Below are 22,231 nucleotides of genomic sequence, written 5' to 3'. Positions count from 1 at the left end.
TTGCACCTCAGACAGCGAGGGTTGCGTCGCGCGCCTCGCACCTCAAGCAGCGAAGGTCGCGTCAGCCGACCGCGCTGGCCATCTCCGCCTCGAGCGCCGCGACGCGCGTCTCGTCGATCTCGATGCCGCAGGTCTTGAGCCAGTTGGCGAGCATCCTGTGCCCGCCCTGGGTCAGGACGCTCTCCGGGTGGAACTGGACGCCGTGGATCGGCAGCTCGCGGTGGGCCATCGCCATGACGATGCCCGACTCGGTGCGTCCGGTGACGACGAGTTCGTCGGGGATGGTCTCGGGCAGCACCGTGAGCGAGTGGTAGCGGGTCGCGGTGAACGGATCCGGCAGGCCCGCGAGGACGCCCTTGTCGTCGTGGAAGACCAGCGAGGTCTTGCCGTGCAGGAGTTCCGGTGCGCGGTCGACGGTTCCGCCGAACGCGGCGCCGATCGCCTGATGACCCAGGCAGACACCCAGCAGCGGGAGCTCCTCGGCGGCGGCCACCTCGACCATCGGCATCGTCGCGCCGGCGCGCTGCGGGGTGCCGGGTCCGGGGCTGAGCAGCACCCCGTCGAATCCGGAGACCGCCTCACGCAGATGTTCGGTGTCCCACGGGGTCAGCCGCGGGTCGTCGTTGCGCCACACGACGGCCTCGACACCGAGCTGGCCCAGGTACTGGACCAGGTTGTAGACGAAGCTGTCGTAGTTGTCGATGACCAGGATGCGACTCACGCAGGAAAGGCTACCGCCGAAAGCGGGTACCTCGGTCGGCGACCTGGTGAGATACCGTAGAAGTCGAGTGTTTCCGACCCCGGACCGATCGGTCTCCACGACGTTCGGGAGTCCCGGGCACGCGTACGACCGCTGCTGCGGTACAGCACAACAGAGGATGTCATGCCGAAGTCAAAAGTCCGGAAGAAGACCGACTACACGATCAACACCGCGAGCAGGACTCCGGTCAAGGTCAAGGCCGGAGCTTCCAGCACCATTTACGTGAGCGTGATGCTCGGCCTGATGCTCCTCGGGCTCGCCTGGCTCGTCGTCTACTACCTCGCCGCCACCCCCACCGCGTACGGCGCGGAGGGTCAGGTCCTGCACTGGATGGCCGAGCTCAACTCCTGGAACTTCCTCATCGGGTTCTCCCTCATGGTGGCCGGCCTGTTGATGACCATGCGGTGGCGCTGATCCGATCCACGATTCTTCCCCGCGTGTCACGGTCTGACCTGCGAAAACACATGTGTGTAAGTTATCCACACTGTGGAAATAACATGTGTGTAAGTAGTCCCCACTGTGAGTAACTCCTGTGGATAACTCTGCTGACTCATCCACACACGCTTGGTCGACGCCGGTCGGAGCGGGTGTCGCGGGCTGTATCGGCGGCGTGATCCTGCTCGTCGGCGCGATCGTGGTGTCGAACGATCCCGCGGGCTCGGTCCTCATGGGGATCGCCGGCGTGCTGCTGTTCGCGTTGGGCGTCTACACGTTGCTGGTCCGGCCACGGCTCGAACTCTCGGTCGGGCACCCGGCGACGCTGACCGTGCGCGGTCTGACCGGACGACGCAGCTACACGCCCGACCGCGTCGAACGCATCCGGTTGCTGTCGATGCGGCGCGTCGGCCGCCGGGTGGGACAGCTCGAGATCGACGTCCTCGACGACGACGCCGAAACCGGTCGTCCGGACGGATCCGACGGACCTCGCGACGACACCCGACTACTCGTCTTCAGTCGTTGGGATCTCGGTACCGACCTGTTGTCGGTGGTCGACGCACTCCGCGCAGCGGGATTCCACGTCGACGACGACCGTTGACCGACCCGGCTCCCGAGGCCCGGGCCCGTCAGCGGATGTAGGTGAGTCCGTCGTAGGTGAGCCCGCCGGCGATCCCCAGGCCGAGCGCGACGACGAACAGCACGCCCAGCGCGATCCAGCCGACCCGGCCGGCCGCCTCCGGGGTTCGACGCCCCTCCGGCAGGACCAGTCCCGGTAGATAGACGATGGCGGCGGTGGCCGCAGCGCCGAAGGCGAGACCACCGAGATGCCCGAGGACGGAGATCCCGGGCAGCGAGAACGACAACACCACGTTGAAGCCGATGATCAGCAGGACGGGCACCGGTGAGACGCGGGCCTTGAGGATGATCACCAGCATCGCGCCCATCAGGCCGTAGATGGCGCCCGAGGCGCCTGCGGTGAGGGCGCGGTCGTTCTCGAAGAGCATGACGGCGGCACTGCCGCCCAACAGAGCGATCAGATAGACCGCGAGGTAGCGGGACATTCCCAGCGCGAGCTCGAGGTCGCGGCCCAGGATGTAGAGCGAGAGCATGTTGACGGCCACGTGCATCACGCTGAAATGCAGGAAGCCGGACGTCAGCAGGCGCCAGTACTCACCGGCGGCGACGTCGCTCTTGAGGAGATCCCCAGAGCTGAAGACGGTGGCCGCCCCGGGGTCGCCGAAGCTGCCGGCCTGGACGGCACACAGCAGGAAGATCAGGATGTTGATCCCGATCAGGGTGTAGGTGACGTACGGCTTGCCCGCGGACAGGCGGGTGGTCGCCATGCGCCGCACCCCGCGGTCACCGAAAGCCGGCGTCCGTTGGACCCCATCACCTCGAAGACAGTCGAGACAATGCTGGCCGACCGACGCCGGTCGAAGGCAGTCCGGACACGCCGGCCGCCCGCACCGGCTGCAGGACAGGCCGGTGGGGCGGTCGGGATGCCGGTAACACACCGCCCGTTGCGGGGCGGTGTGTTCCGGAGAGGTCAGTTGACCTCGATCTTCTCGATGACGACGGCGTCGAGCGGGCGATCCTGACGATCGGTCGACGTGGTCGCGATGGCGTCGACGACCTGCTGCGACTCGGGGTCGGTGACCTCACCGAAGATGCTGTGACGACGGTTGAGGTGCGGGGTCGGGCCGACGGTGATGAAGAACTGCGAGCCGTTGGTGCCCGGGCCGGCGTTCGCCATGGCGAGCAGGTACGGACGGTCGAACTGCAGCTCGGGGTGGAACTCGTCGCCGAACTGGTAGCCGGGGCCGCCCATGCCGGTGCCGGTCGGGTCGCCGCCCTGGATCATGAAGCCGGCGATCACACGGTGGAAGACCGAGCCGTCGTAGAACGGGCCGGAGTTGCCGCCGGATGCGTTCGGCTTGCTGTATTCCTTGCTCCCGTCGGCCAGGCCGACGAAGTTCTCGACGGTCTTGGGCGCGTGGTTCGGGAACAGGTCGACCTTGATGGCGCCGCGGTTGGTGTGGATGACTGCGGAGGTTTTCTGAGTGGTCACCCCTCCATCCAACCACTTGTGCGGTTTTCGGTGGTCGAGACGTGGCTCTCGACCCCGCCTGCGCGCGCAGTGTCACATCGCCGGAGGTGGCATGGGCGGGGGCCGGGCTGGCACTCTGGTCGGCATGCCGAAGAACTACCTCGTCGCCGCGCTGACCGTGCTCGCAGCGGTGCTCACCGCCGGTGTCGGCGTCGTCGTCCTGCGTCGTACGCGTCAGGATCCGCCGCCGGTCTCGCCGACCGTTCCCCGCGTCGAAGAGGTCCGTGAGGCCCTCGCGAAGAGCACGGAATCACAGGCCTCGTGACGACACCGCCGACGGTCGATCCGGGCGTCGGCGGCATCCACAGGTAATTTGAACACGTGACCTCAGACGACGAGCGCCCTCCGAACACGCCCACCTCCCCCGGTGGCGCGTCCGAGCGGGCACGCGAGCTGTGGTCGATGTCCGACGACGCGAAGCCCCGCGACACCGAGACCACCCGGCCCGGCCCGACCGGCCCCGGTTCGTCGAGCACGGCTCCCACCGGCGGATCCCACGGCACCGCGCCCTGGGAGCGGGTGCCGAGCGCGCCGATCAGCGCACCTTCGCCGCCCCGCGGACGCGACCTGCCCGATTCGGGACGTCCCGGCCCTCGCGGGCCCCTGCCGCCCGCGCCCGGTGGTCCGGCGGGTCCCGGCGGTCCGGGATCGTCTCAGCGGCCCGGTCCCCCGCCCGGCGGTCCCCGTCCTCCCGGTCCCGGCGGCCCCGGTCAGCCCGGCGGCCCCCGTCCGCAACCTCCGCGCCCGAACGGTCCCGGCCCCACCGGCGACCCGGGTGCTCCCCCGCGTCCGGCCGGCGCCTACACGACCGGCCCGCGTCCGCGACCGGTTCCCGGCACTCCCCCGGGCAACCCCGGACCGCTGAACCCCGCCGGGCGTCCCCCGGCCGGACACCGCCCGCCTCCCGGCACGAACCCCGTTGCGCCACAAGGGAATCCGCCGCAGAGCAGTCCGACGCAACGGACCGGCGCAGCGCGGCCGGACGCCCTCGGCGCCCGTCCGGGACCGGCCCCCTCCCGTCCGGAACCTCCACGGTCGCGTCCCGACGCGCTCGACGACGAGACCCGGCGCTCCGACGCGGCCGACGCCACCATGTTCGTCAAGCCGCCGGCCGCTCCGGCAGCCCCTGCCCAGCAGAACGCCGACGACACGCCCGGCGTCGACGACCGCACGGCGGTCACACCGGTGTCCCAGGCCTACTCTGCAAACACCAACCCAGCATTCGAGGACGATCCGGAGGACAACGTGGCTCCCCAGTCCGGCCCACGCCTCAATCGCTTGGCCGTGTGGGCCCTGATCCTCTCCGGGCTCGGCATCACGTTCCCGATCGGTCTCGTGCTCGGCTACCGCGCACGTGCACAGATTCGACGCACCCGGGGGGAGTCCGGACTGCCGTTCGCCAACGTCGCGATCTGGCTGGGCTGGGCCTACCTGGGCGTCCTGGTGTTCGGCCTGGTGATCTACAGCTGGATCCTCTTCGCCGCCTGATGGCCATCCGGAACGGTGCCGCCGTCCGTTATGACCCAGGTCACAGCCCTTTCGGCACGAATTCAGCGTGCGGAGATCGCCGATCGGTACCGAATCGCGATTTCTTTCGGTAGGAAGATCTGATAGCCGAAAAGGGTCTCCACCCAGCGCGTTCCCGGTCCAGGTGAGCCGCCGGGTCGCGACGACCCGATGCCGACGCGCGTGAACGTACTCGCGCGTAATGGCTTCGGTCCGCAACTATCGATCTGATGAACCACCTCGCGTGTGCCGAAAACACCCTCGGCACGACGAACCGAAGGAGTCGGTGATGTTCTCCCGAATCGCCATCGTCAACCGTGGCGAGGCCGCAATGCGCCTCATCCATGCCGTCCGTGGCCTGTCCGCCGAAACGGGGCAGGCGATCGAGGTCATCGCGCTGCACACCGATGTCGATGCCTCCGCCACGTTCGTGCGTGAGGCCGACATCGCCTACGACCTCGGTCCCGCAGCGTCGCGCCCGTACCTCAACATGAAGGTGCTCGAGCGCGCCCTCCTCGAGACCGGCGCCGACGCGGCGTGGGTCGGCTGGGGCTTCGTCGCCGAGGACCCGGTCTTCGCCGAACTCTGTGAGCGGATCGGTATCACCTTCGTCGGCCCGTCGCCGGACGCGATGCGCAAGCTCGGCGACAAGATCGGCGCCAAGCTGATCGCCGAGGAGGTCGGCGTGCCGGTCGCGCCGTGGAGCCGCGGCGCCGTCGACACCATCGACGACGCGCTCACCGCGGCCGCCGACATCAGCTACCCGCTGATGCTGAAGGCCACCGCAGGCGGTGGCGGACGCGGTATCCGCGTGGTCAACAACGACGAGGAACTGCGCGAGGCCTACGAGCGCACCCGCGACGAGGCCGCCCGTGCGTTCGGCAGCGGCGTCGTCTTCCTGGAGCGCCTGGTCACCGGTGCGCGCCACGTCGAGGTGCAGGTCATCGCCGACGGTCAGGGCACCGCATGGGCGCTCGGCGTCCGTGACTGCTCCGTGCAGCGTCGTAACCAGAAGGTCGTCGAGGAGTCGGCGTCGCCGGTCCTCGCCGAGGAGCAGGTCGCCGAGCTGAAGGCCTCCGCCGAGCGCCTCGCCGTCGCCGTCGGTTACCGCGGTGCCGCCACGGTCGAGTTCCTGTACCACCCGGGCGAGAAGCTGTTCGCGTTCCTCGAGGTCAACACCCGCCTCCAGGTCGAGCATCCGATCACCGAGATCACCAACGGCTTCGACCTCGTGCGCGCCCAGCTGCACGTCGCGGCGGGCGGCAAGCTCGAGGGCGAGCCGCCGACCGAACGCGGCCATGCCATCGAGGCCCGCCTGAACGCCGAGGATCCCGACCGCGACTTCGCTCCGGCGCCGGGACGCATCAACCTCCTCGAACTGCCGGCCGGCCCGGGAATCCGCGTCGACACCGGCGTCAGCGAGGGCGACACCATCCCCGCCGACTTCGACTCGATGATCGCCAAGATCATCGCCTACGGTCGCGATCGCGACGAGGCGCTCGGCCGCCTGCGCCGCGCGGTACGCGAGACGCGGGTGATCATCGCCGGCGGCTCGACCAACAAGTCCTTCGTGCTCGAGCTGCTCGACCAGCCGGAGGTCATCGACGGCAGCGCCGACACCGGCTGGATCGACCGGGTCCGCGCCGAGGGCGGCCTGGTCGCCAATCAGCATTCGGCGATCGCGCTCACCGCGGCGGCGATCGACGCCTACGAGGAAGAGGAGAAGGTCGAGCAGCAGCGCCTGATGTCGACCGCCTCGGGCGGCCGTCCGCAGGTCCAGCACGAGAGCGGCCGTCCCCTCGATCTCAAGCTGCGCGGCGCCAACTACCGCGTCCGCGTGGCCCGCATCGGCGCACACCGTTTCCGCGTGAGCATCGAAGCCGGTGTCGAGACCCACACCGCCGACGTCGAACTCGAACGCTTCGACGACCACGCCGCCCAGCTCGTGGTCAACCGTGAGCGGTTCCGTCTCGTCACCGACACCCACGGACCCGTCCACCTCGTCGACGTCGACGGCATCACCCACCGCGTCAGCCGGGACGAGGGCGGCGTCGTCCGCTCCCCGGCACCCGCACTCGTCGTCGCCACCCCGCTGCAGGTCGGCGACGAGGTCGAGGCGGGCGCACCCGTGCTGGTCCTCGAGTCGATGAAGATGGAGACCGTGCTGCGTGCACCGGTCCGCTCGCGGCTCAAGGAGAGCCTGGTGTCGGTCGGCACGCAGGTTGAGACCGGCGCGACACTGCTGCGTCTCGAGCCGCTGGCGGACGACGACGGCGACGAGGCCCCGGAGGAGGTCGCCGGCGTCGATCTCGACCTGCCCGCCGAGCCCGAGGTCGAGGCGCACGAGCGCACCACCCGCACGCAGGAGGACCTGCGCGCCCAGCTCCTCGGCTTCGACGTCGACGCCGACGAGGCCACCCGTCTGCTCGACGACTACCTCGCCGTGCGCCGCGCGGTCATGGCCAGCGGTCGCCGGCCCCTCGCCGACGAGCTCGAACTCATCACCGTGTTCGCCGACCTCGCCGAGCTGAGCCAGAACCGACCGTCGAGCGACGAGGTCGGTGTCGAGCACGTTCACAGTGCCCGCGAGAACTTCCACACCTACCTGCAGAGCCTCGACGTGGAGCGCGACGGTCTGCCCGCCGCCTTCCACGACCAGCTCGGCCGGGCGCTGCGGCACTACGGCGTCACCGAACTCGACCGGACCCCGGAACTCGAGGCCGCGGTCTTCCGCATCTTCCTGGCCCTGCAGAACCCGGCCGGCTCGGTCACCGTCATCACCACCCTGCTGCGTGAGTGGCTGCAGGAACCGACGCCGCGTGACGAGCTGCGCGACGACGTCGGCCCTGCCCTCGACCGCCTGATCGCCGCGACCCAGATGCGCTACCCGGCCATCGCCGACCTCGCCCGCGGCGTCGTCTACGCCTGGTACGGCCAGCCGCTGCTGCTCCGCGACCGTGCCCGCGTCTACAGCAACGTGCGCAAGCAGCTGCGGTACCTCGACGAGAACCCGAACGCCGCGGACCGCGACGAGCGCGTCGACAACATGGTGCGCAGCACCGAGCCGCTCGTCCGTCTCCTCGGCCAGCGCATCGAGCGCGGCACCACCGACAACCAGGTGATGCTCGAGGTCCTGACCCGCCGCTACTACGGCAACAAGGGTCTCTCGGACATCCGCAACCACGAGGCCGGCGGCACGACCTTCGTCGTCGCCGATCGTGACAGCGGCAGCCTGATGTCCGCGGCTGTCGGTTTCACGGGCCTGCCCGCCGCGCTCAACGGTCTCGGCGAACTCGCCCGCGGTGCCGCCGCGGTCGACGCCGACATCTACCTCAGCTGGGAGCAGCAGCCCAGCGGCTTCGACGCCCTCGCCGAGACCCTGCACGAGATCGTCTCCAACGCCGCACTCCCACCGCAGGTCCACCGAGTCACCATCACGGTGGCCGGCCGCGGCGACGCGCGGATGCATCATCACGTCACGTTCCGTCAGTCCGCGACCGGCATGGCGGAGGAACGCCTCATCCGCGGGCTGCACCCGCACATCGCACAGCGGATGCGGATGGAGCGGCTGCGGAAGTTCGACCTCACCCGTTTGCCCTCCGCCGACGACGAAGAGGTGTACCTCTTCCGTTGTGTCGCAAGGGAGAACCCCTCCGACGAGCGACTCATCGCCTTCGCCCAGGTCCGCGACCTCACCGCGGTCCGCGAGCCGGGTGGCCGTCTGCTGACCCTGCCCACCGCGGAGGCGACGCTCGCCTCGTGTGCCGACTCGATCCGCCGCGCCCAGCGCGGGGCGGCCCGGCCGTCGAGCACCAACCGGATCGTCCTCTACGTCTGGCCGCCGATCGACGACGACGCGTCGATCCTCGACATGATCTCGGGTCACATCCGCGGTGTCACACGGGGAATAGGCCTCGAAGAGGTCCAGGTCATCGCGCGTCGGCGCAACCCCGAGACCGGGGAACTCTCCAAGGTCTCGGTTCGCTTCTCGCTCAACGCGACCGGCGATTTCGACGTCAAGGTCGGCGAGCCGTCCGACGCGCCGATCGAGCCCGTCGACGAGTACCGCCAGAAGGTCAAGCGCGCCGCGGCCCGCAACACCGTCTACCCGTACGAGCTGGCCGAGATCCTCGGTGATTTCACCGAATACGACCTCGACGCCGAGCATCGCCTGGTCCCGGTCGACCGGCCCAAGGGTCGTAACACCGCGGCGATGGTCGCCGGTGTCGTGACCACCCCGACCGAGAAGTTCCCCGAGGGCGTCACCCGCGTGGTCCTGCTCGGCGATCCGACCAAATCGCTTGGCGCACTGTCGGAACCGGAGTGCAGCCGCGTCATCGCCGCACTCGACCTCGCCGAGCAGATGCAGGTCCCCCTCGAGTGGTACGCACTGTCCTCGGGTGCCCGGATCTCGATGGACTCCGGTACCGAGAACATGGACTGGGTCGCACGTGCGCTGAAGCGGGTCGTCGAGTACACCCAGGACGGCGGCGAGATCAACATCGTCGTGGCGGGTATCAACGTCGGTGCGCAGCCGTACTGGAACGCCGAGGCGACGATGCTCATGCACACCAAGGGCATCCTGGTGATGACCCCGGATTCGGCGATGGTTCTCACCGGCAAGCAGTCGCTGGACTTCTCCGGCGGCGTCTCGGCCGAGGACAACTTCGGCATCGGCGGTTTCGACCGCGTGATGGGCCCGAACGGCCAGGCCCAGTACTGGGCACCGAATCTCGGTGCAGCTCGCGACGTCCTGATGTCCCACTACGAGCACACCTACGTGCTCCCGGGCGAGGGCACCCCCCGCCGCGCGGAGACGGTCGATCCGTCAGACCGCGACGTCTCGGACTACCCGCACGTCCTCGCGGGCAGCGACTTCACCACGGTGGGCCAGATCTTCTCGCGCGAGCACAACCCGGATCGCAAGAAGCCCTTCGACATCCGCACCGTCATGCGCGCCGTCGCCGACCAGGACCACGTCGTCCTGGAACGCTGGGCGGGCATGGCCGACGCGGAGACGGCCGTCGTGTGCGATGTCCATCTGGGCGGAATCCCGGTGTGCATGCTGGGCATCGAGTCGCGTGAGGTCGCGCGTCGTGGCTACAAGCCCACCGACGGTCCCGACACCTACACCGCGGGCACCCTGTTCCCGCAGTCGTCGAAGAAGGCCGCCCGGGCGATCAACGTGGCCAGCGGCAACCGTCCGCTCGTCGTGCTCGCGAACCTGTCGGGCTTCGACGGTTCGCCGGAGTCGATGCGCAAGCTGCAGCTCGAATACGGCGCCGAGATCGGTCGCGCGATCGTCAACTTCCGCGGTCCGATCGTGTTCTGCGTGATCTCGCGCTACCACGGCGGTGCGTTCGTGGTGTTCTCGAAGGCGCTGAACCCGAACATGACCGTGCTGGCCATCGACGGTTCGTTCGCCTCCGTGCTCGGTGGCGCACCCGCCGCCGCGGTGGTGTTCGCCGGCGAGGTCGCCAAGCGTGTCGCGGCCGATCCTCGTGTCCGCGAGCTGGAGACGAACATCGCCGAGTCCTCCGGTACCGATCGCTCGAGCCTCAACGCCGAGCTCGCCGACATCCGGCAATCCGTCCGCGCGGAGAAGATCAGCGAGATCGCTGCCGAGTTCGACAAGGTGCACAGCATCCAGCGCGCCGTCGAGGTCGGTTCGGTCGACGCGGTCATCCGCGCCGAGGAGCTGCGCCCGCGGATCATCGGCGCGATCGAGAACTCCCCGGCCTGGGGCAAGAAGGACTCGCACGCCGTGAGTTCCTAATCAACACAAGTCGCCGCCCCCGGTTCGATTTCGAACCGGGGGCGGCGGTGTGTTGCGGGCACCTCAGCGAGAGTTGTAGGGCAGTAAGGCCATCTCCCGGGCGTTGCGGATCGCGGTGGCGACCTGACGCTGTTGCTGTGGTGTCAGGCCGGTGAGCCGTCGACTCCGAATCCGTCCCTTGTCACTGAGGAACTGACGGAGGAGTTGCACGTCTTTGTAGTCGACCGGGTTCCGACCGTCGGCCCGGACGCCGAGCGCGGACAGTTGGTTCTTCTTACGGGCCGGACGGTCGTCGTCACGGCGTGGTCTGCGTTTCATGAGTGCCTCCTGTGCCGGCCGTTCACCAGCTCGACTTGTGGATTCCGGGCAGTTCGCCTCGATGGGCCAGTTCGCGGAACCGGACCCGTGACAACCCGGCCTTGCCGATGTAGCCGCGGGGCCGGCCGTCGATGGCGTCCCGGTTGCGCAGGCGCGTCGGACTGGCGTCTCGTGGCAGGGCGTGCAGGCGACGCTGGGCCTCTGCCCGCTCGGCGCCGGTGGAACCGGGGGCGACGATGGTCCGCTTGAGTTCCGCGCGGAGGTCGGCGTACCGGGCCACCACGTCTCGACGCTGTTCATTGCGGACGATCTTGGACTTCTTCGCCATCAGCGGTCCTCCTTGAAGTCGACGTGGGCCCGGGCGATGGGATCGTATTTTCGGAGCACCATGCGGTCAGGATCGTTGCGGCGGTTCTTCCGGGTGACATAGGTGTAGCCGGTGCCTGCTGTGGATCGGAGCTTGACGATGGGGCGGATCTCGTTGCGCGCCATCAGATCTTCTCCCCTCGCGCCCGCATCGTGCGTAGCACCGATTCGATCCCGTGGCGGTCGATGGTCGAGATTCCCTTGGCGCTGACCCGCAGGGTGATGTACCGCCCCTCGCTGGGTACGAAGTAGCGCTTCCGTTGGATGTTCGGGTCCCAGCGACGAGATGTGCGCCGATGGGAATGCGAAACCTGCTTGCCGAAGCCCGGTTCGCGCCCGGTGACCTGGCACCGACGTGACATGGCGTCCTCCTTATTGACAATGATTGGCATTAGAGTCGCCGCCACGGTACCGTCGATTCAGCCTAAATGGAAATGATTCTCAATAGTCTGGAGTGTGGACGTGGACGACCTGAGCCCCGCAGAAGGGCAGATGCGATTCCTCCCTGCCGACAACCGAACGCCGGTCATCCTGGTGACCGGCCTGGACCGACCCACATCTCGCCGGATCGGCGACGCGCTGACGTCCGATCCCGGAACGGTGCAGGTCCACCACGATCTGAGTGGCGTGGCCGACGGGCGCGTGGTCCGGACCCTGGCCTGGCGGGAATCCGACGGCCGACGCCGCGAAGGGGTCACGGTGATCGAGCTCGCCCACGGTTGTGTCTCGTGCACGCTGAGGGAGGATCTGCTGCCCCTGCTCCGACGCCTTCACCGGCGGTCGTCGGTGCGACGCGTCGTGCTCACCCTCGATCCGATCCTGGAACCGGAACGCATCGCGTGGTCGATCGAGCATGTCGTCGTCGACGACGTGCCCGCCATCCCCGCGGCACCGGCCGCACTGGATGTTCGGGTGGAGTCGACGATTACCGCTGTCGCAGAGCACGTCTGGCTGCATCACGCGACGAGCGATCTCGGGTTGTGCGAGGTCCTTCCCGTACCGCCCGACGACGAGCGAACCCTCGCACAGGTCGCGGTCGGTCAGGTCGCCTTCGCCGATGCGCTCGTCGTCCTCGGCAACAATTCTCCCGCCCGGGACAGTTGGGAGTCCGCTCGCCTCATGGCCGTCCTCGAACGGTTGGCACCGAGGGCGCCCATGATGTTCGAACTGCCGGAACGGCCGCTCACTCCCCTGCTCGTCCAGCAGTTGGTCGCCGCGATCCCGCCTTCGTCGCGGCGGGGGCGCATCGACGGGCCGCACGACCCGCTGTTCCTCGACCAGCCCTCCCTCGACCCCGACTGCGGTGTCACCTGGATGGAGTTCTCCACAGATCGACCCCTGCACCCGGGTCGCCTCCATGACGCGATCGACTCGCTGCTGGACGGCGTGGTCTGTGCTCGTGGACGCTTGTGGCTCGCGACCCAACCCGACGAGGCCCTGTGGCTGGAGTCCGCCGGCGGCGGTCTGCGCGTCGCGCCGGGTGGCCGGTGGCTGGCCGCAATGGACGACGACGAGCTCGCCCGGGTCACACCCGAACGGCGAGCACTCGGGGCATTGCGGTGGGACGACACGTTCGGGGATCGCCACTCCTCGCTGGTCGTCCTCGTCCACCGCGGCGACCCCGACGAGATCGAACAGGCGCTGCGAGCCGCCTGCGTGAACGATGTGGAACTCGCTGCCGGACAAGAGTTCTGGAGCACATACGATGATCCGTTCGGCCGGTTCCACGCGGACCCGTGTGACGACGTCGACGTCGAGGCCCCCATGGTCGACACCCCATCCGCCGACCGCCCGTCCGGCGGGGGGCCGGCCGACGATCACCACGACGACCGGTGACGTTTTGCCGATCCTCAGGCATGGTGGAGGGATGGCCGACAACGAGCAGCGCGACTGGACGACCACCGAAGACGAGCTGAAGTCCGACCCCGACATGCCCGAGCAGCCCGCCGAGCGGGGTGGCCCGGACTCGGTGCTTCCCACCTCCGGCGACACCCCCATCGGTGAGACCGAGCGCATCGAGGAGGAGAAGGCCGCCTACGACGCAGCCCCGCCGGACACCGACGCCCCGAAGGATCACGCCGTCGGCGGATCGGAAGGCACGGCAGATGGCCAGTGAGAAACGGACCATCGTCCTCACCGGTGCCAGTGACGGCATCGGAGCCATCGCGGCCCGCGCGCTGGCCGGGCCGTCGACGAACCTGATCCTCGTCGGCCGGAACCCGCAGAAGCTGGCGCCCATCGCGGCCGAGACCGGGGCGACCTCGTTCACGGCCGACTTCGCCGACCTCGCCCAGGTGCGGGATCTGGCCGCGCAGATCTCCGGCGGCGTCGAGTCCATCGACGTCCTGATGAACAACGCCGGCGGCACCTTCGACCACCGGGACCGCACCGCCGACGGCCACGAGCCCAACTTCCAGATCAATCACCTCGCCCCGTTCTTGCTGACCCACCTGCTGCGCGACCGGCTGGCCGCGGCGGGTTCGTCGCTGGTCCTGAACACGGCGAGCGTCGGCAATCTGGCCGGCAACGTCGACTTCGACGATCTCGACTTCGAGAAGCGTCGAGCGCTGGCACTGCGCCCCTACGGCACGGCGAAGCTGATGAACATCCTGTTCACGCGCGGCATCTCACAGCGGTGGACCGATGACAAGATCTATTCGGCCGCAGTGCATCCCGGTCCGGCCGCGACGAGCTTCGGACGAGACTCGCGGTTCGTCGGACTCGCCTATCGCTCTCCGGTCACCCGCCTGGTGACCATCACGCCCGAGCAGGGCGCCGCACCGCTGATCGCCCTCGCCGAACGGGGAGCGGATCCGTCGGTCAACGGCGTGTACTTCAGCCGGCACAAGCCGAACGGGCTCGAGAACCGACAGGCACACGACCAGAAGATCATCGACGGCCTGTGGGAGAGGTCGGCGGAACTCACCGGGCTCAACTGACCCGCCACAGGTCAACCCACAATTGAAGGAGCGCAAGATGACGCACAACATCCTCTTCGTCATGACCGGCGCCGACGCGTGGACGCTGAACGACGGATCAAGTCACAAGACCGGCTTCTGGGCCGAGGAGGCGGTCGCGCCACTCGAGGTGTTCCGGGAGGCCGGATTCGCGGTGACCGTCGCGACGCCGGGCGGCGTGCGTCCCCCGGTCGACGAGGGCAGCCTCAGCCCGGACGCCGCCGGATCCGTCGAGCGCGCCGACGAGCTCCGGAAAGTGATCGACTCCGCCCCCGAAATCCAGAATCCGATCCCCCTGTCCGACGTGGACGTCGCCAACTACGACGCGGTGTTCGTACCCGGCGGCCACGGGCCGATGGAGGACCTCGCGGTGGACACCGACGCCGGAGCGCTTCTCATCGCGGCCGACCGGGCCAAGAAGACCATCGGCATCGTGTGTCACGGACCCGCGATCCTGTTGGCCGCCAAGGGCGAGGACGGGGTCAATGCCTTCTCCGGTCGTACGGTGACCTGCTTCGGCAATGCCGAGGAGCAGCAAGCCGGACTCGCCGACAAGGCGCCCTGGCTCCTCGAGAACCGGCTCACGCAAGAGGGTTTCAAGGTCACGCTCGGCCTGCCGTGGACGGTCCACACCCAGGCCGACGGCAACCTGCTGACCGGACAGAACCCGGCGTCGTCGGAGAAGCTGGCCCGCGAGGTCCTGCATCGCGTGAAGAAGGCCGCGGAAGAATCCGCGTAGCGGCCGCTAGGCCGGAAGCAACCCGTCGACCAGCGCGTCGACGATGTCGGCGAGCGACTCGTCGGGCATCAGTGGCCCGGTGAGCCGGTCGAGGACCAGCCCGTCGACGGCGTAGTGGAAGAGCGCGATCTCGTGCGCGGACCCGGGCAGGCCCGCCTGCTCGTTGAACGCCACGTCGCCGGCGAAGCCTGTCCGACGCCACTCCCCGATGATCTCGGCCACCTCGGGGCGGCGGATGCCCTCGAGTCGTAACTCGATGAGGGCGATCGTCACCTCCCGGTTGGCGAGGAGCCGTTCGACGATGTTGCGCAGATACTGTGCGAACAGCGCCCGACTGGGTGGCTGGCCGGCCCGTGCGGCGATGAACTCGTCGCTGGGCGCCAGTCGCTCCCCGATGCGCTCGACGAGCCCCTGGAGCAACGCTGCGCGGTTGCGGAAGTAGTTCGTCGTCGTCCCCTGGGGAACGCCCGCCTCCCGATCCACTGCGCGGTGGGTGAGTCCGCGTGCACCCGCTGTCGCGAGCACCGTCAGTCCCGCATCGGCGAGGGCTCGGCGTCGTTCGTCGTTTCGGGCCATGGACAAGACCATAGCGGGAACCACTACATCTGTTGTACATTCCTATCCACTACACCTGAAGTGGATAGGAGTGAGCATGCGAGAACTCGTGTACTACGTGGCCGTGAGCCTCGACGGGTACATCGCGGGACCGGACGGTGAGTTCGACGCTTTCCTCGTCGAGGGCGATCACATGGCCGACATCACCGAGCGGTTCGCCGACACGATCCCGACGGACTACGCGGTGGCCCTCGGGATCGATCAGAGCGGCGGCGGCTTCGACACCGTCCTCATGGGCGCCAACACCTACGGCGTCGGGCTGCCGGAGGCACCGAGTCCCTACCGGCATCTCGACCAGTACGTGTTCACCCACCGACCGCCGGAACCGGTCGACGGCGTGACGTTCACCGACCGCGATCCCGTCGAACTCGTGCAGGAGCTGAAGTCCGTGGACGGCAAGGACATCTGGCTCTGCGGCGGCGGGTCCCTGGCGACACAGTTGATCGGCGAGATCGATCGCCTGGTCCTCAAGAGGCAGCCGCTGCTCTTCGGCGACGGCATCCCGCTGTTCTCGCCCGGGACGTACAAACCGGAATGGTTCCAACTCGTCGACAGCCGGAACTACGAGACCGGGGTGTCGTTCATGGAGTATGTCCGCGCCTGATCGCTCACCTTGTGCGTTCGCGCTCACCCGATCTTGGTGAGCGCGAACGGAAAGAGTGCGCGAAAAAGCGAAACGCACCACCGGGGTCCGGTGGTGCGTTGCGGTTCGTGCAGTGGTGGAGCCTAGGAGATTCGAACTCCTGACATCTGCCTTGCAAAGGCAGCGCTCTACCAACTGAGCTAAGGCCCCGTGCCGACCGGAATCGGTCGACGGGATGCGATTTCGGGAGTTCGAAAACTTCCGTCGCAGTGGGCCTAGGAGGACTTGAACCTCCGACCTCTTCGTTATCAGCGAAGCGCTCTAACCGCCTGAGCTATAGGCCCTTGAACCGAGAAGTGAGGTTACCCGACGGATCCCCCACCAACCAAAACGGCTGGTCAGCGGCTCGATTCAGTCGAGATCCGCAAGCGTCACCTCGGCACCGCCGACGAGGTCGGCACAGATGTTGTAGATGTAGCTGCCGACCGTCGCGAGCGCTGTCAGCAGGATGGCGTTGACGGCCCCCAGGAGCGCCGCCACGCCGAAAACGGTGCCGGCCCCGATGACGTCCCCGGCCGAGCTCGATTCGTCGGCCACGAGCGTGCCGAAGCTGTTGTTCACCTGATCCCAGATGCCCATGCCGTCGAAGATCAGATACAGCACGGCGACCGCGATCATCCAAATGAAGAACCCGACGAACGACAGCACCGCGGCGATCTTGAACGTCGCCCACGGGTCGATCCGACGCAGCTGTACCGCGGCGCGCAGAGCCGTGCCGGCACCCACCTGACGCGGGGCCGAACGTGGTGCCACCTTCGACGGCGCCGCGGCAGGCGGCGCCTCCGGAGGACGCTTCTTCAGATCGGCCGTGTGGTGGATCTGATCCAGATCGGGCAGATCCTGGCCGGGCAGGTTGTCACGGTCGATGGTGCTCGTCGGCGACTCGACGAAACCGGGCTCCTCGGTCGCGACAGCCGAGCCCGGCCGACGCGGACTGTCGAGCTTGGTGACCGGAGCCTGCTGACCGCTCATGCTGGCCGCAGCCGTGCCGCTGTTGGTGACGACGCCCCGCGGCGGCGGGCCGCCCCTCGACTCAGGCGGCGGACCGCCGGGGTTGCCCTGCGCGTTCGGGCGCGAGTCGTCCTCACGCCCGAACGCCTCGGTCGGCGCGGAACCGGGCGATTCCTCGACCGGTCCGCGCTGCCACGGCGGCACCAGCCCACCGGTCGGTGTCCCCGTACCGGGACCGGACGGGTTCCCGGACGGGCGCCCGTTCTGCTCCTGGTTCGGCTCGTTCGGTGTGCTCACAGGCAATCCCTCACTCTGGCGTCACTGCCGATGGACATCGACGCGTCGGGTCACTTTCTACCGCCACCGACTCCTCGGCTGCACGTTTTCTCAACCCTAACGCCTACTCCGAGGCGTCCGTCTCCTCCGGCTCGTCGGCGTTGCGGGCGATCGCGATGACGGTGGTGCCCTCGTCGAGGTTCATCAGACGCACACCCTTGGTCTGGCGTCCCGCCTTGCGGACCTGCTTGGCCGCGGTGCGGATGACACCGCCGCCCGAGGTGATCGCGTACAGCTCCGAGTCGTCGTCGACGATGAGCGCGCCGATGAGTTCACCGCGCCGGCGATCGTGGGCGATGGTGAGCACGCCCTTACCGCCGCGACCCTGGACCGGGTAGTCATCCATGCCGGTGCGCTTGGCGTAGCCACCCGACGTCGCGACGAGCAGGTAGGTGTCATCGCGGACCACGTTGAGCGACAACAGGGTGTCGTCGGCGTTGAACCGCATGCCCTGGACACCCGAGGTCTGCCGGCCCATGGGTCGCAGGGTCTCGTCGTCGGCGTGGAACCGGATCGACTGGCCCTTCTGCGACACGAGGAGCAAATCGTCGTCGGAGGAGCACAGCTGCGCACCGACGAGTTCGTCCTCGCCGCGCAGGTTGATCGCGGCGATACCGCCGGAGCGGTTGGAGTCGAAGTCAACGAGCTTGGACTTCTTCACCAGGCCGTTGCGGGTCGCGAGCACCAGGTACGGCGCGTCCTCGTAGGTCTTGAGCTGGATGACCTGCGCGATGCGCTCCTCCGGCTGGAAGGCCAGGAGGTTCGCGACATGCTGGCCGCGCGCGGTGCGGTTGGCCTCGGGCAGTTCGTAGGCCTTCGCCCGGTAGACCCGCCCCTTGGTGGTGAAGAACAGGATCCAGTCGTGGGTCGAGCAGACGAAGAAGTGCTTGACGATGTCGTCCTGCTTGAGACCCGCGCCCTGGACGCCCTTGCCGCCGCGGCGCTGACTGCGGTACAGGTCGGTCTTGGTGCGCTTGGCGTAACCGGTCTCGGTGATCGTGACGACGACGTCCTCGCGAGCGATCAGATCCTCGTCGCTGACGTCGCCGTCGGCCGCGATGATCTTGGTCCGACGCTCGTCGCCGTACTTCTCGACGACCTCTTTGAGCTCGTCACGCACGATGGCGCGCTGACGCTCCGGCTTGTCGAGGATGTCCTTGTAATCGGCGATCTCGAGCTCGATCTCGGCGAGTTCGTCGACGATCTTCTGGCGTTCCAATGCCGACAGGCGACGCAGCTGCATCGCCAAGATGGCGTCGGCTTGGATCTCGTCGATGTCGAGCAGCTCGATGAGGCCCGTGCGCGCGGTGTCGGTGTTGGCCGACCGGCGGATCAACGCGATCACTTCATCAAGTGCGTCAAGGGCTTTCACCAGACCGCGCAGGATGTGCGCGCGTTCCTCGGCCTTGCGCAACCGGTACCGGGTGCGGCGCACGATGACGTCGATCTGATGCGCCACGTAGTAGCGGATCATCTGGTCGAGACGCAGGGTGCGGGGCACGCCGTCGACGATCGACAGCATGTTGGCGCCGAAGCTGGTCTGCAGCTGGCTGTGCTTGTACAGGTTGTTCAGCACGACCTTCGCCACCGCGTCACGACGCAGCGTGACGACGATGCGCATGCCGACGCGGTCCGAGGACTGGTCCTCGATCCGGCTGATGCCCTTGAGCTTTCCTTCGTTGACCTGCTCGGCGATCGACTGGATCAGGTTGTCCGGGTTGACCTGGTAGGGCAACTCGGTGACCACCAGCGTGGTGGTTCCCTTGTTCTCCTCGATGTCGACGACGCTGCGCATGCGGATGCTGCCGCGGCCGGTGGTGTAGGCGTCCTTGATCCCCTGGCTGCCGACGATTAGTCCGGCCGTGGGGAAGTCGGGTCCCTTGATGCACTCCATACAGGCGGCGAGAGTGGTCTCGTCGTCGGCATCGTGGTGCTCGAGAGCCCAGAACACCGCGTCGGCAACCTCGTTGAGGTTGTGCGGCGGCATATTGGTGGCCATACCGACGGCGATACCGCCGGATCCGTTGATCAGCAGGTTCGGGATGCGCGACGGCAGCACCGTCGGCTCCTGGGTCTTGCCGTCGTAGTTCGGCGTGAAATCGACTGTCTCCTCGCCGATGTCACGCAGCATCTCCATGGCGAGAGGCGTGAGGCGGGCCTCGGTGTAACGCATGGCGGCCGCGCCGTCGTTGCCGCGGGAGCCGAAGTTGCCCTGGCCGTCGATGAGCGGGTAGCGCATCGACCACGGCTGCGCCAGACGCACCAGGGCGTCGTAGATCGCGGTGTCGCCGTGCGGATGGTAGTTACCCATCGTCTCCGCAACGGGTTTCGCCGACTTGACGTAACTGCGGTCGGGGCGGAACCCGGCGTCGAAGGATGCGTACAGGAGCCGGCGGTGCACCGGCTTCAGGCCGTCGCGCACCTCGGGGAGCGCGCGGCCCACGATCACGCTCATCGCGTAATCGATGTAGCTCTTCTGCATCTCCTGGCCGAGATCGACAGGTTCGATGCGGTCGCCTTCACCGCCGGCGGGCGGCAGGGTGGTGTCAGTCATTGTGGATTCTTTCTCCGATCACTGCGAAATACTTCGATCCGTGATCAGACATCAAGGAAGCGAACGTCTTTCGCGTTACGGGCGATGAAGCTTCGACGAGCGGCGACGTCCTCACCCATGAGGATGGAGAACAGTTCGTCGGCCGCCGCGGCGTCGTCGAGCGTCACCTGGCGCAGGACACGCACCGCCGGATCCATGGTGGTCTCCCACAGTTCCTTGGCGTTCATCTCACCGAGACCCTTGTAGCGCTGGATGCCGTCGTCGGTGTTGATCTTCTTGCCGGCCGCGCGACCCGCCTCGAGCAGACCGTCGCGCTCGCGATCGGAGTAGGCGAACTCCGGAGCGGACTTCTGCCACTTGAGCTTGTACAGCGGCGGCTGTGCGAGGAACACGTGACCGTTCTCGATGAGCGGGCGCATGAAGCGGAACAACAGCGTGAGCAGCAGCGTCGAGATGTGCTGACCGTCCACGTCGGCGTCGGCCATCAGCACGATCTTGTGGTACCGCAGCTTGGCGATGTCGAACTCGTCGTGGATACCGGTGCCGAACGCGGTGATGATCGACTGGACCTCGGCGTTCTTGAGGACCCGGTCGATGCGGGCTTTCTCGACGTTGATGATCTTGCCGCGCAACGGGAGGATCGCCTGGTACATCGAGTCGCGACCGGACTTGGCGCTGCCGCCGGCCGAGTCGCCCTCCACGATGTAGACCTCACACTTGGTGGGGTCGTTGCTTCGGCAGTCGGCGAGCTTGCCAGGCAGACCACCGATGTCGGTTGCGGTCTTGCGGCGCACCATCTCTCGCGCACGACGCGCGGCCATGCGGGCCTGTGCGGAGTCGGCGGCCTTCTTGACAATGATCTTGGCCTCGGCGGGATTCGCCTCGAACCAGTGACCGAGGTGCTCGTTGCAGGTGCGCTGGACGAAGCCCTTGATCTCGGTGTTGCCGAGCTTGGTCTTCGTCTGACCCTCGAACTGCGGATCGGAGACCTTGGCCGAGATCACCGCGGCGAGACCCTCACGGATGTCGTCGCCGGTGAGCTTGCCGTCCTTCTCCTTGATGAGCTTCTTCTCGAGGGCGTACTTGTTGACCGTGCTGGTCAGCGCCGCACGGAAACCCTCTTCGTGCGTTCCGCCCTCGTGGGTGTTGATCGTGTTGGCGAAGGTGTGCACCGACTCCGAGTAGCCGGCGTTCCACTGCATCGCGATCTCGACCTCGTGGCCTTCGCCCTTGGCGCTGAACCCGATGACGGTGTTGTGGATCGACTGCTTGGTGCGGTTGAGGTGCTTGATGTAGTCGACGAGCCCGTCCGGGTAGTGGTAGGTCCGGGTCTTCGGCTTCGTCGCGGCGGCAGCCTTTTCGGTCTCCGTCTGGACGGCCTCGGCGACCTCGGTCACGGATGCCTCGCCGTCACCGTTGGCATCGCCCGGCGCCTCGACGGCCTGGGGACGCTGATCGGTCAGCGTGATGGTCAGACCCTTGTTGAGGAAGGCCATCTCCTGCAGACGACGCGCCACGGTCTCGGCATTGAACCGGGTGGTCTCGGTGAAGATCTGCGGGTCCGGCCAGAACCGCACCGTCGTACCGGTCTTGCGCGTCGCGTCGCCCTTCTCCAGGGGACCGGGCTTGGCGTAGGAGTAGGTCTGCTCCCAGTGGAAACCGTCGTTCTCGATCTCGAGCTCGACCTTGGTCGACAGCGCGTTGACGACCGAGATACCGACGCCGTGCAGACCGCCCGACACCGCGTAGGCGTCGGAGTCGAATTTGCCGCCGGCGTGCAGCTGGGTCATGACGACCTCGACGGTGGGGACGCCCGTCCGGTGCATGCCGGTCGGGATGCCACGCCCGTCGTCGACGACCTGGACGCCGCCATCCTCGAGGAGGGTCACGTCGACGCGGCTCGCGAAGCCGGCCATCGCCTCGTCGACCGAGTTGTCGACGACCTCCCAGATCAGGTGATGCAGGCCGCGTTCACCGGTGGAACCGATGTACATGCCGGGCCGTTTGCGGACGGCTTCCAGACCTTCGAGGATGTTGATCGAGTCGGCGCCGTACTCCGACGGCTTCTTCTTGCTCTTCTTGGGTCCGGTGTCGTTGGTGTCGGCCACGAGGTGCGTCCGCTCCTGTTCTGCTCATCGGCGGATCCCAGGTAACCGAGATCCGTC

The 22,231-nt window shown here is 67.7% G+C and carries 21 protein-coding genes and 2 tRNA genes; 10 read left to right on the top strand and 13 right to left on the bottom strand.

What is annotated here, in order from left to right; translation table 11 throughout:
• Positions 1-61: 61 nt before the first annotated feature.
• A complete protein-coding gene (locus tag OK17_RS19640) occupies positions 62-721 on the bottom strand; it encodes an aminodeoxychorismate/anthranilate synthase component II (RefSeq protein WP_040536988.1) in 660 nt (219 codons plus the stop codon).
• A 162-nt stretch (positions 722-883) separates the two neighbouring features.
• Between OK17_RS19640 and crgA the strand changes: the two genes are divergently transcribed.
• A complete protein-coding gene (gene crgA / locus OK17_RS19635) occupies positions 884-1,174 on the top strand; it encodes a cell division protein CrgA (protein WP_005200426.1) in 291 nt (96 codons plus the stop codon).
• Between the two features lie 118 nt (positions 1,175-1,292).
• The gene (locus OK17_RS19630; protein ID WP_461418457.1) at positions 1,293-1,796 is read left to right on the top strand and encodes a PH domain-containing protein; all 504 of its coding nucleotides are present in this window, start codon (positions 1,293-1,295) and stop codon (positions 1,794-1,796) included.
• Positions 1,797-1,824: 28 nt separating this feature from the next.
• Here the strand turns inward: OK17_RS19630 and OK17_RS19625 are convergent, their stop codons facing one another.
• Positions 1,825-2,541: a rhomboid family intramembrane serine protease gene (locus OK17_RS19625; protein WP_308196000.1), complete on the bottom strand. Its 717-nt coding sequence runs from the start codon at positions 2,539-2,541 to the stop codon at positions 1,825-1,827.
• 203 nt (positions 2,542-2,744) lie between these two features.
• Positions 2,745-3,266, bottom strand: a complete 522-nt coding sequence (locus tag OK17_RS19620) for a peptidylprolyl isomerase (protein ID WP_006868452.1) — start codon at positions 3,264-3,266, stop codon at positions 2,745-2,747.
• 124 nt (positions 3,267-3,390) lie between these two features.
• Here OK17_RS19620 and OK17_RS19615 point away from each other — a divergent pair, with 124 nt between their 5' ends.
• From OK17_RS19615 to OK17_RS19605, 3 genes are all read left to right on the top strand, one after another.
• On the top strand, positions 3,391-3,570 hold the full coding sequence (locus OK17_RS19615) for a hypothetical protein (protein ID WP_232718426.1): 180 nt from the start codon (positions 3,391-3,393) through the stop codon (positions 3,568-3,570).
• A 56-nt stretch (positions 3,571-3,626) separates the two neighbouring features.
• Positions 3,627-4,793 (top strand): DUF4190 domain-containing protein, encoded by a 1,167-nt coding sequence (locus tag OK17_RS19610; RefSeq protein WP_461418456.1) that lies wholly within the window; start codon positions 3,627-3,629, stop codon positions 4,791-4,793.
• Positions 4,794-5,100: 307 nt separating this feature from the next.
• On the top strand, positions 5,101-10,587 hold the full coding sequence (locus OK17_RS19605) for an ATP-binding protein (RefSeq protein ID WP_461418455.1): 5,487 nt from the start codon (positions 5,101-5,103) through the stop codon (positions 10,585-10,587).
• Positions 10,588-10,650: 63 nt separating this feature from the next.
• Here OK17_RS19605 and rpsR read toward each other — a convergent pair whose 3' ends face one another.
• From rpsR to rpmB, 4 genes are read right to left on the bottom strand one after another with little or no spacing between them, the layout of a single operon-like run.
• Positions 10,651-10,905 carry a 30S ribosomal protein S18 gene (gene rpsR, locus OK17_RS19600; protein WP_461418454.1) on the bottom strand — a complete coding sequence of 85 codons (255 nt, stop codon included), beginning with the start codon at positions 10,903-10,905 and terminating at the stop codon, positions 10,651-10,653.
• 22 nt (positions 10,906-10,927) lie between these two features.
• Positions 10,928-11,233: a 30S ribosomal protein S14 gene (gene rpsN, locus OK17_RS19595; RefSeq protein ID WP_461418453.1), complete on the bottom strand. Its 306-nt coding sequence runs from the start codon at positions 11,231-11,233 to the stop codon at positions 10,928-10,930.
• Positions 11,233-11,397: a 50S ribosomal protein L33 gene (rpmG, locus tag OK17_RS19590; protein WP_004020951.1), complete on the bottom strand. Its 165-nt coding sequence runs from the start codon at positions 11,395-11,397 to the stop codon at positions 11,233-11,235. The genes rpsN and rpmG overlap by 1 nt, the downstream gene beginning before the upstream one ends.
• On the bottom strand, positions 11,397-11,633 hold the full coding sequence (gene rpmB / locus OK17_RS19585) for a 50S ribosomal protein L28 (RefSeq protein WP_005200411.1): 237 nt from the start codon (positions 11,631-11,633) through the stop codon (positions 11,397-11,399). Before rpmB ends, rpmG begins: the two co-directional genes overlap by 1 nt.
• A gap of 94 nt (positions 11,634-11,727) precedes the next feature.
• On the opposite strand from rpmB, the gene mrf reads away from it, so the two are divergent.
• Genes mrf through OK17_RS19565 form a run of 4 tightly spaced genes read left to right on the top strand, consistent with a single transcriptional unit; the run spans position 11,728 to position 14,967 of the window.
• Positions 11,728-13,107: a ribosome hibernation factor-recruiting GTPase MRF gene (mrf, locus tag OK17_RS19580; RefSeq protein ID WP_461418452.1), complete on the top strand. Its 1,380-nt coding sequence runs from the start codon at positions 11,728-11,730 to the stop codon at positions 13,105-13,107.
• Between the two features lie 31 nt (positions 13,108-13,138).
• A complete protein-coding gene (locus tag OK17_RS19575) occupies positions 13,139-13,387 on the top strand; it encodes a hypothetical protein (protein ID WP_006868459.1) in 249 nt (82 codons plus the stop codon).
• Entirely contained in the window at positions 13,377-14,210 is an 834-nt protein-coding gene (locus OK17_RS19570; protein WP_461418451.1) for an SDR family NAD(P)-dependent oxidoreductase, read from the top strand. Before OK17_RS19575 ends, OK17_RS19570 begins: the two co-directional genes overlap by 11 nt.
• A gap of 37 nt (positions 14,211-14,247) precedes the next feature.
• The gene (locus OK17_RS19565; RefSeq protein ID WP_461418450.1) at positions 14,248-14,967 is read left to right on the top strand and encodes a type 1 glutamine amidotransferase domain-containing protein; all 720 of its coding nucleotides are present in this window, start codon (positions 14,248-14,250) and stop codon (positions 14,965-14,967) included.
• 6 nt (positions 14,968-14,973) lie between these two features.
• On the opposite strand, the gene OK17_RS19560 is transcribed toward OK17_RS19565, so the two are convergent.
• Positions 14,974-15,543: a TetR/AcrR family transcriptional regulator gene (locus OK17_RS19560; protein WP_232718417.1), complete on the bottom strand. Its 570-nt coding sequence runs from the start codon at positions 15,541-15,543 to the stop codon at positions 14,974-14,976.
• Between the two features lie 76 nt (positions 15,544-15,619).
• Here OK17_RS19560 and OK17_RS19555 point away from each other — a divergent pair, with 76 nt between their 5' ends.
• Positions 15,620-16,186: a dihydrofolate reductase family protein gene (locus OK17_RS19555; protein WP_461418449.1), complete on the top strand. Its 567-nt coding sequence runs from the start codon at positions 15,620-15,622 to the stop codon at positions 16,184-16,186.
• 113 nt (positions 16,187-16,299) lie between these two features.
• Here the strand turns inward: OK17_RS19555 and OK17_RS19550 are convergent.
• From OK17_RS19550 to gyrB, 5 genes are all read right to left on the bottom strand, one after another.
• Positions 16,300-16,375, bottom strand: a tRNA-Ala gene (locus tag OK17_RS19550).
• Positions 16,376-16,435: 60 nt separating this feature from the next.
• Positions 16,436-16,509: transfer RNA gene (locus OK17_RS19545), tRNA-Ile, on the bottom strand.
• 67 nt (positions 16,510-16,576) lie between these two features.
• Positions 16,577-17,473, bottom strand: coding sequence for a DUF3566 domain-containing protein (locus OK17_RS19540; RefSeq protein ID WP_461418448.1), 897 nt, complete (start codon positions 17,471-17,473; stop codon positions 16,577-16,579).
• Between the two features lie 103 nt (positions 17,474-17,576).
• Positions 17,577-20,066 (bottom strand): DNA gyrase subunit A, encoded by a 2,490-nt coding sequence (gyrA, locus tag OK17_RS19535; protein ID WP_006868465.1) that lies wholly within the window; start codon positions 20,064-20,066, stop codon positions 17,577-17,579.
• 44 nt (positions 20,067-20,110) lie between these two features.
• On the bottom strand, positions 20,111-22,174 hold the full coding sequence (gene gyrB / locus OK17_RS19530; RefSeq protein WP_461418447.1) for a DNA topoisomerase (ATP-hydrolyzing) subunit B: 2,064 nt from the start codon (positions 22,172-22,174) through the stop codon (positions 20,111-20,113).
• Between the last annotated feature and the right edge of the window lie 57 nt (positions 22,175-22,231).

The sequence above is a fragment of the Gordonia sp. GN26 genome (genome assembly GCF_054823965.1).
The sequence above is the reverse complement of the archived record's forward strand: the minus strand, read 5'-3'. Positions and strand labels throughout refer to the sequence as shown.

Coding starts and splice junctions, on each gene's coding strand:
- crgA (WP_005200426.1), top strand. CDS start 884: ATGCCGAAGTCAAAAGTCCGGAAGAAGACCGACTACACGATCAACACC.
- OK17_RS19625 (WP_308196000.1), bottom strand. CDS start 2,541: ATGGCGACCACCCGCCTGTCCGCGGGCAAGCCGTACGTCACCTACACC.
- OK17_RS19615 (WP_232718426.1), top strand. CDS start 3,391: ATGCCGAAGAACTACCTCGTCGCCGCGCTGACCGTGCTCGCAGCGGTG.
- OK17_RS19605 (WP_461418455.1), top strand. CDS start 5,101: ATGTTCTCCCGAATCGCCATCGTCAACCGTGGCGAGGCCGCAATGCGC.
- rpsR (WP_461418454.1), bottom strand. CDS start 10,905: ATGAAACGCAGACCACGCCGTGACGACGACCGTCCGGCCCGTAAGAAG.
- rpsN (WP_461418453.1), bottom strand. CDS start 11,233: ATGGCGAAGAAGTCCAAGATCGTCCGCAATGAACAGCGTCGAGACGTG.
- rpmG (WP_004020951.1), bottom strand. CDS start 11,397: ATGGCGCGCAACGAGATCCGCCCCATCGTCAAGCTCCGATCCACAGCA.
- rpmB (WP_005200411.1), bottom strand. CDS start 11,633: ATGTCACGTCGGTGCCAGGTCACCGGGCGCGAACCGGGCTTCGGCAAG.
- OK17_RS19575 (WP_006868459.1), top strand. CDS start 13,139: ATGGCCGACAACGAGCAGCGCGACTGGACGACCACCGAAGACGAGCTG.
- OK17_RS19570 (WP_461418451.1), top strand. CDS start 13,377: ATGGCCAGTGAGAAACGGACCATCGTCCTCACCGGTGCCAGTGACGGC.
- OK17_RS19565 (WP_461418450.1), top strand. CDS start 14,248: ATGACGCACAACATCCTCTTCGTCATGACCGGCGCCGACGCGTGGACG.
- OK17_RS19560 (WP_232718417.1), bottom strand. CDS start 15,543: ATGGCCCGAAACGACGAACGACGCCGAGCCCTCGCCGATGCGGGACTG.
- OK17_RS19555 (WP_461418449.1), top strand. CDS start 15,620: ATGCGAGAACTCGTGTACTACGTGGCCGTGAGCCTCGACGGGTACATC.
- gyrA (WP_006868465.1), bottom strand. CDS start 20,066: ATGACTGACACCACCCTGCCGCCCGCCGGCGGTGAAGGCGACCGCATC.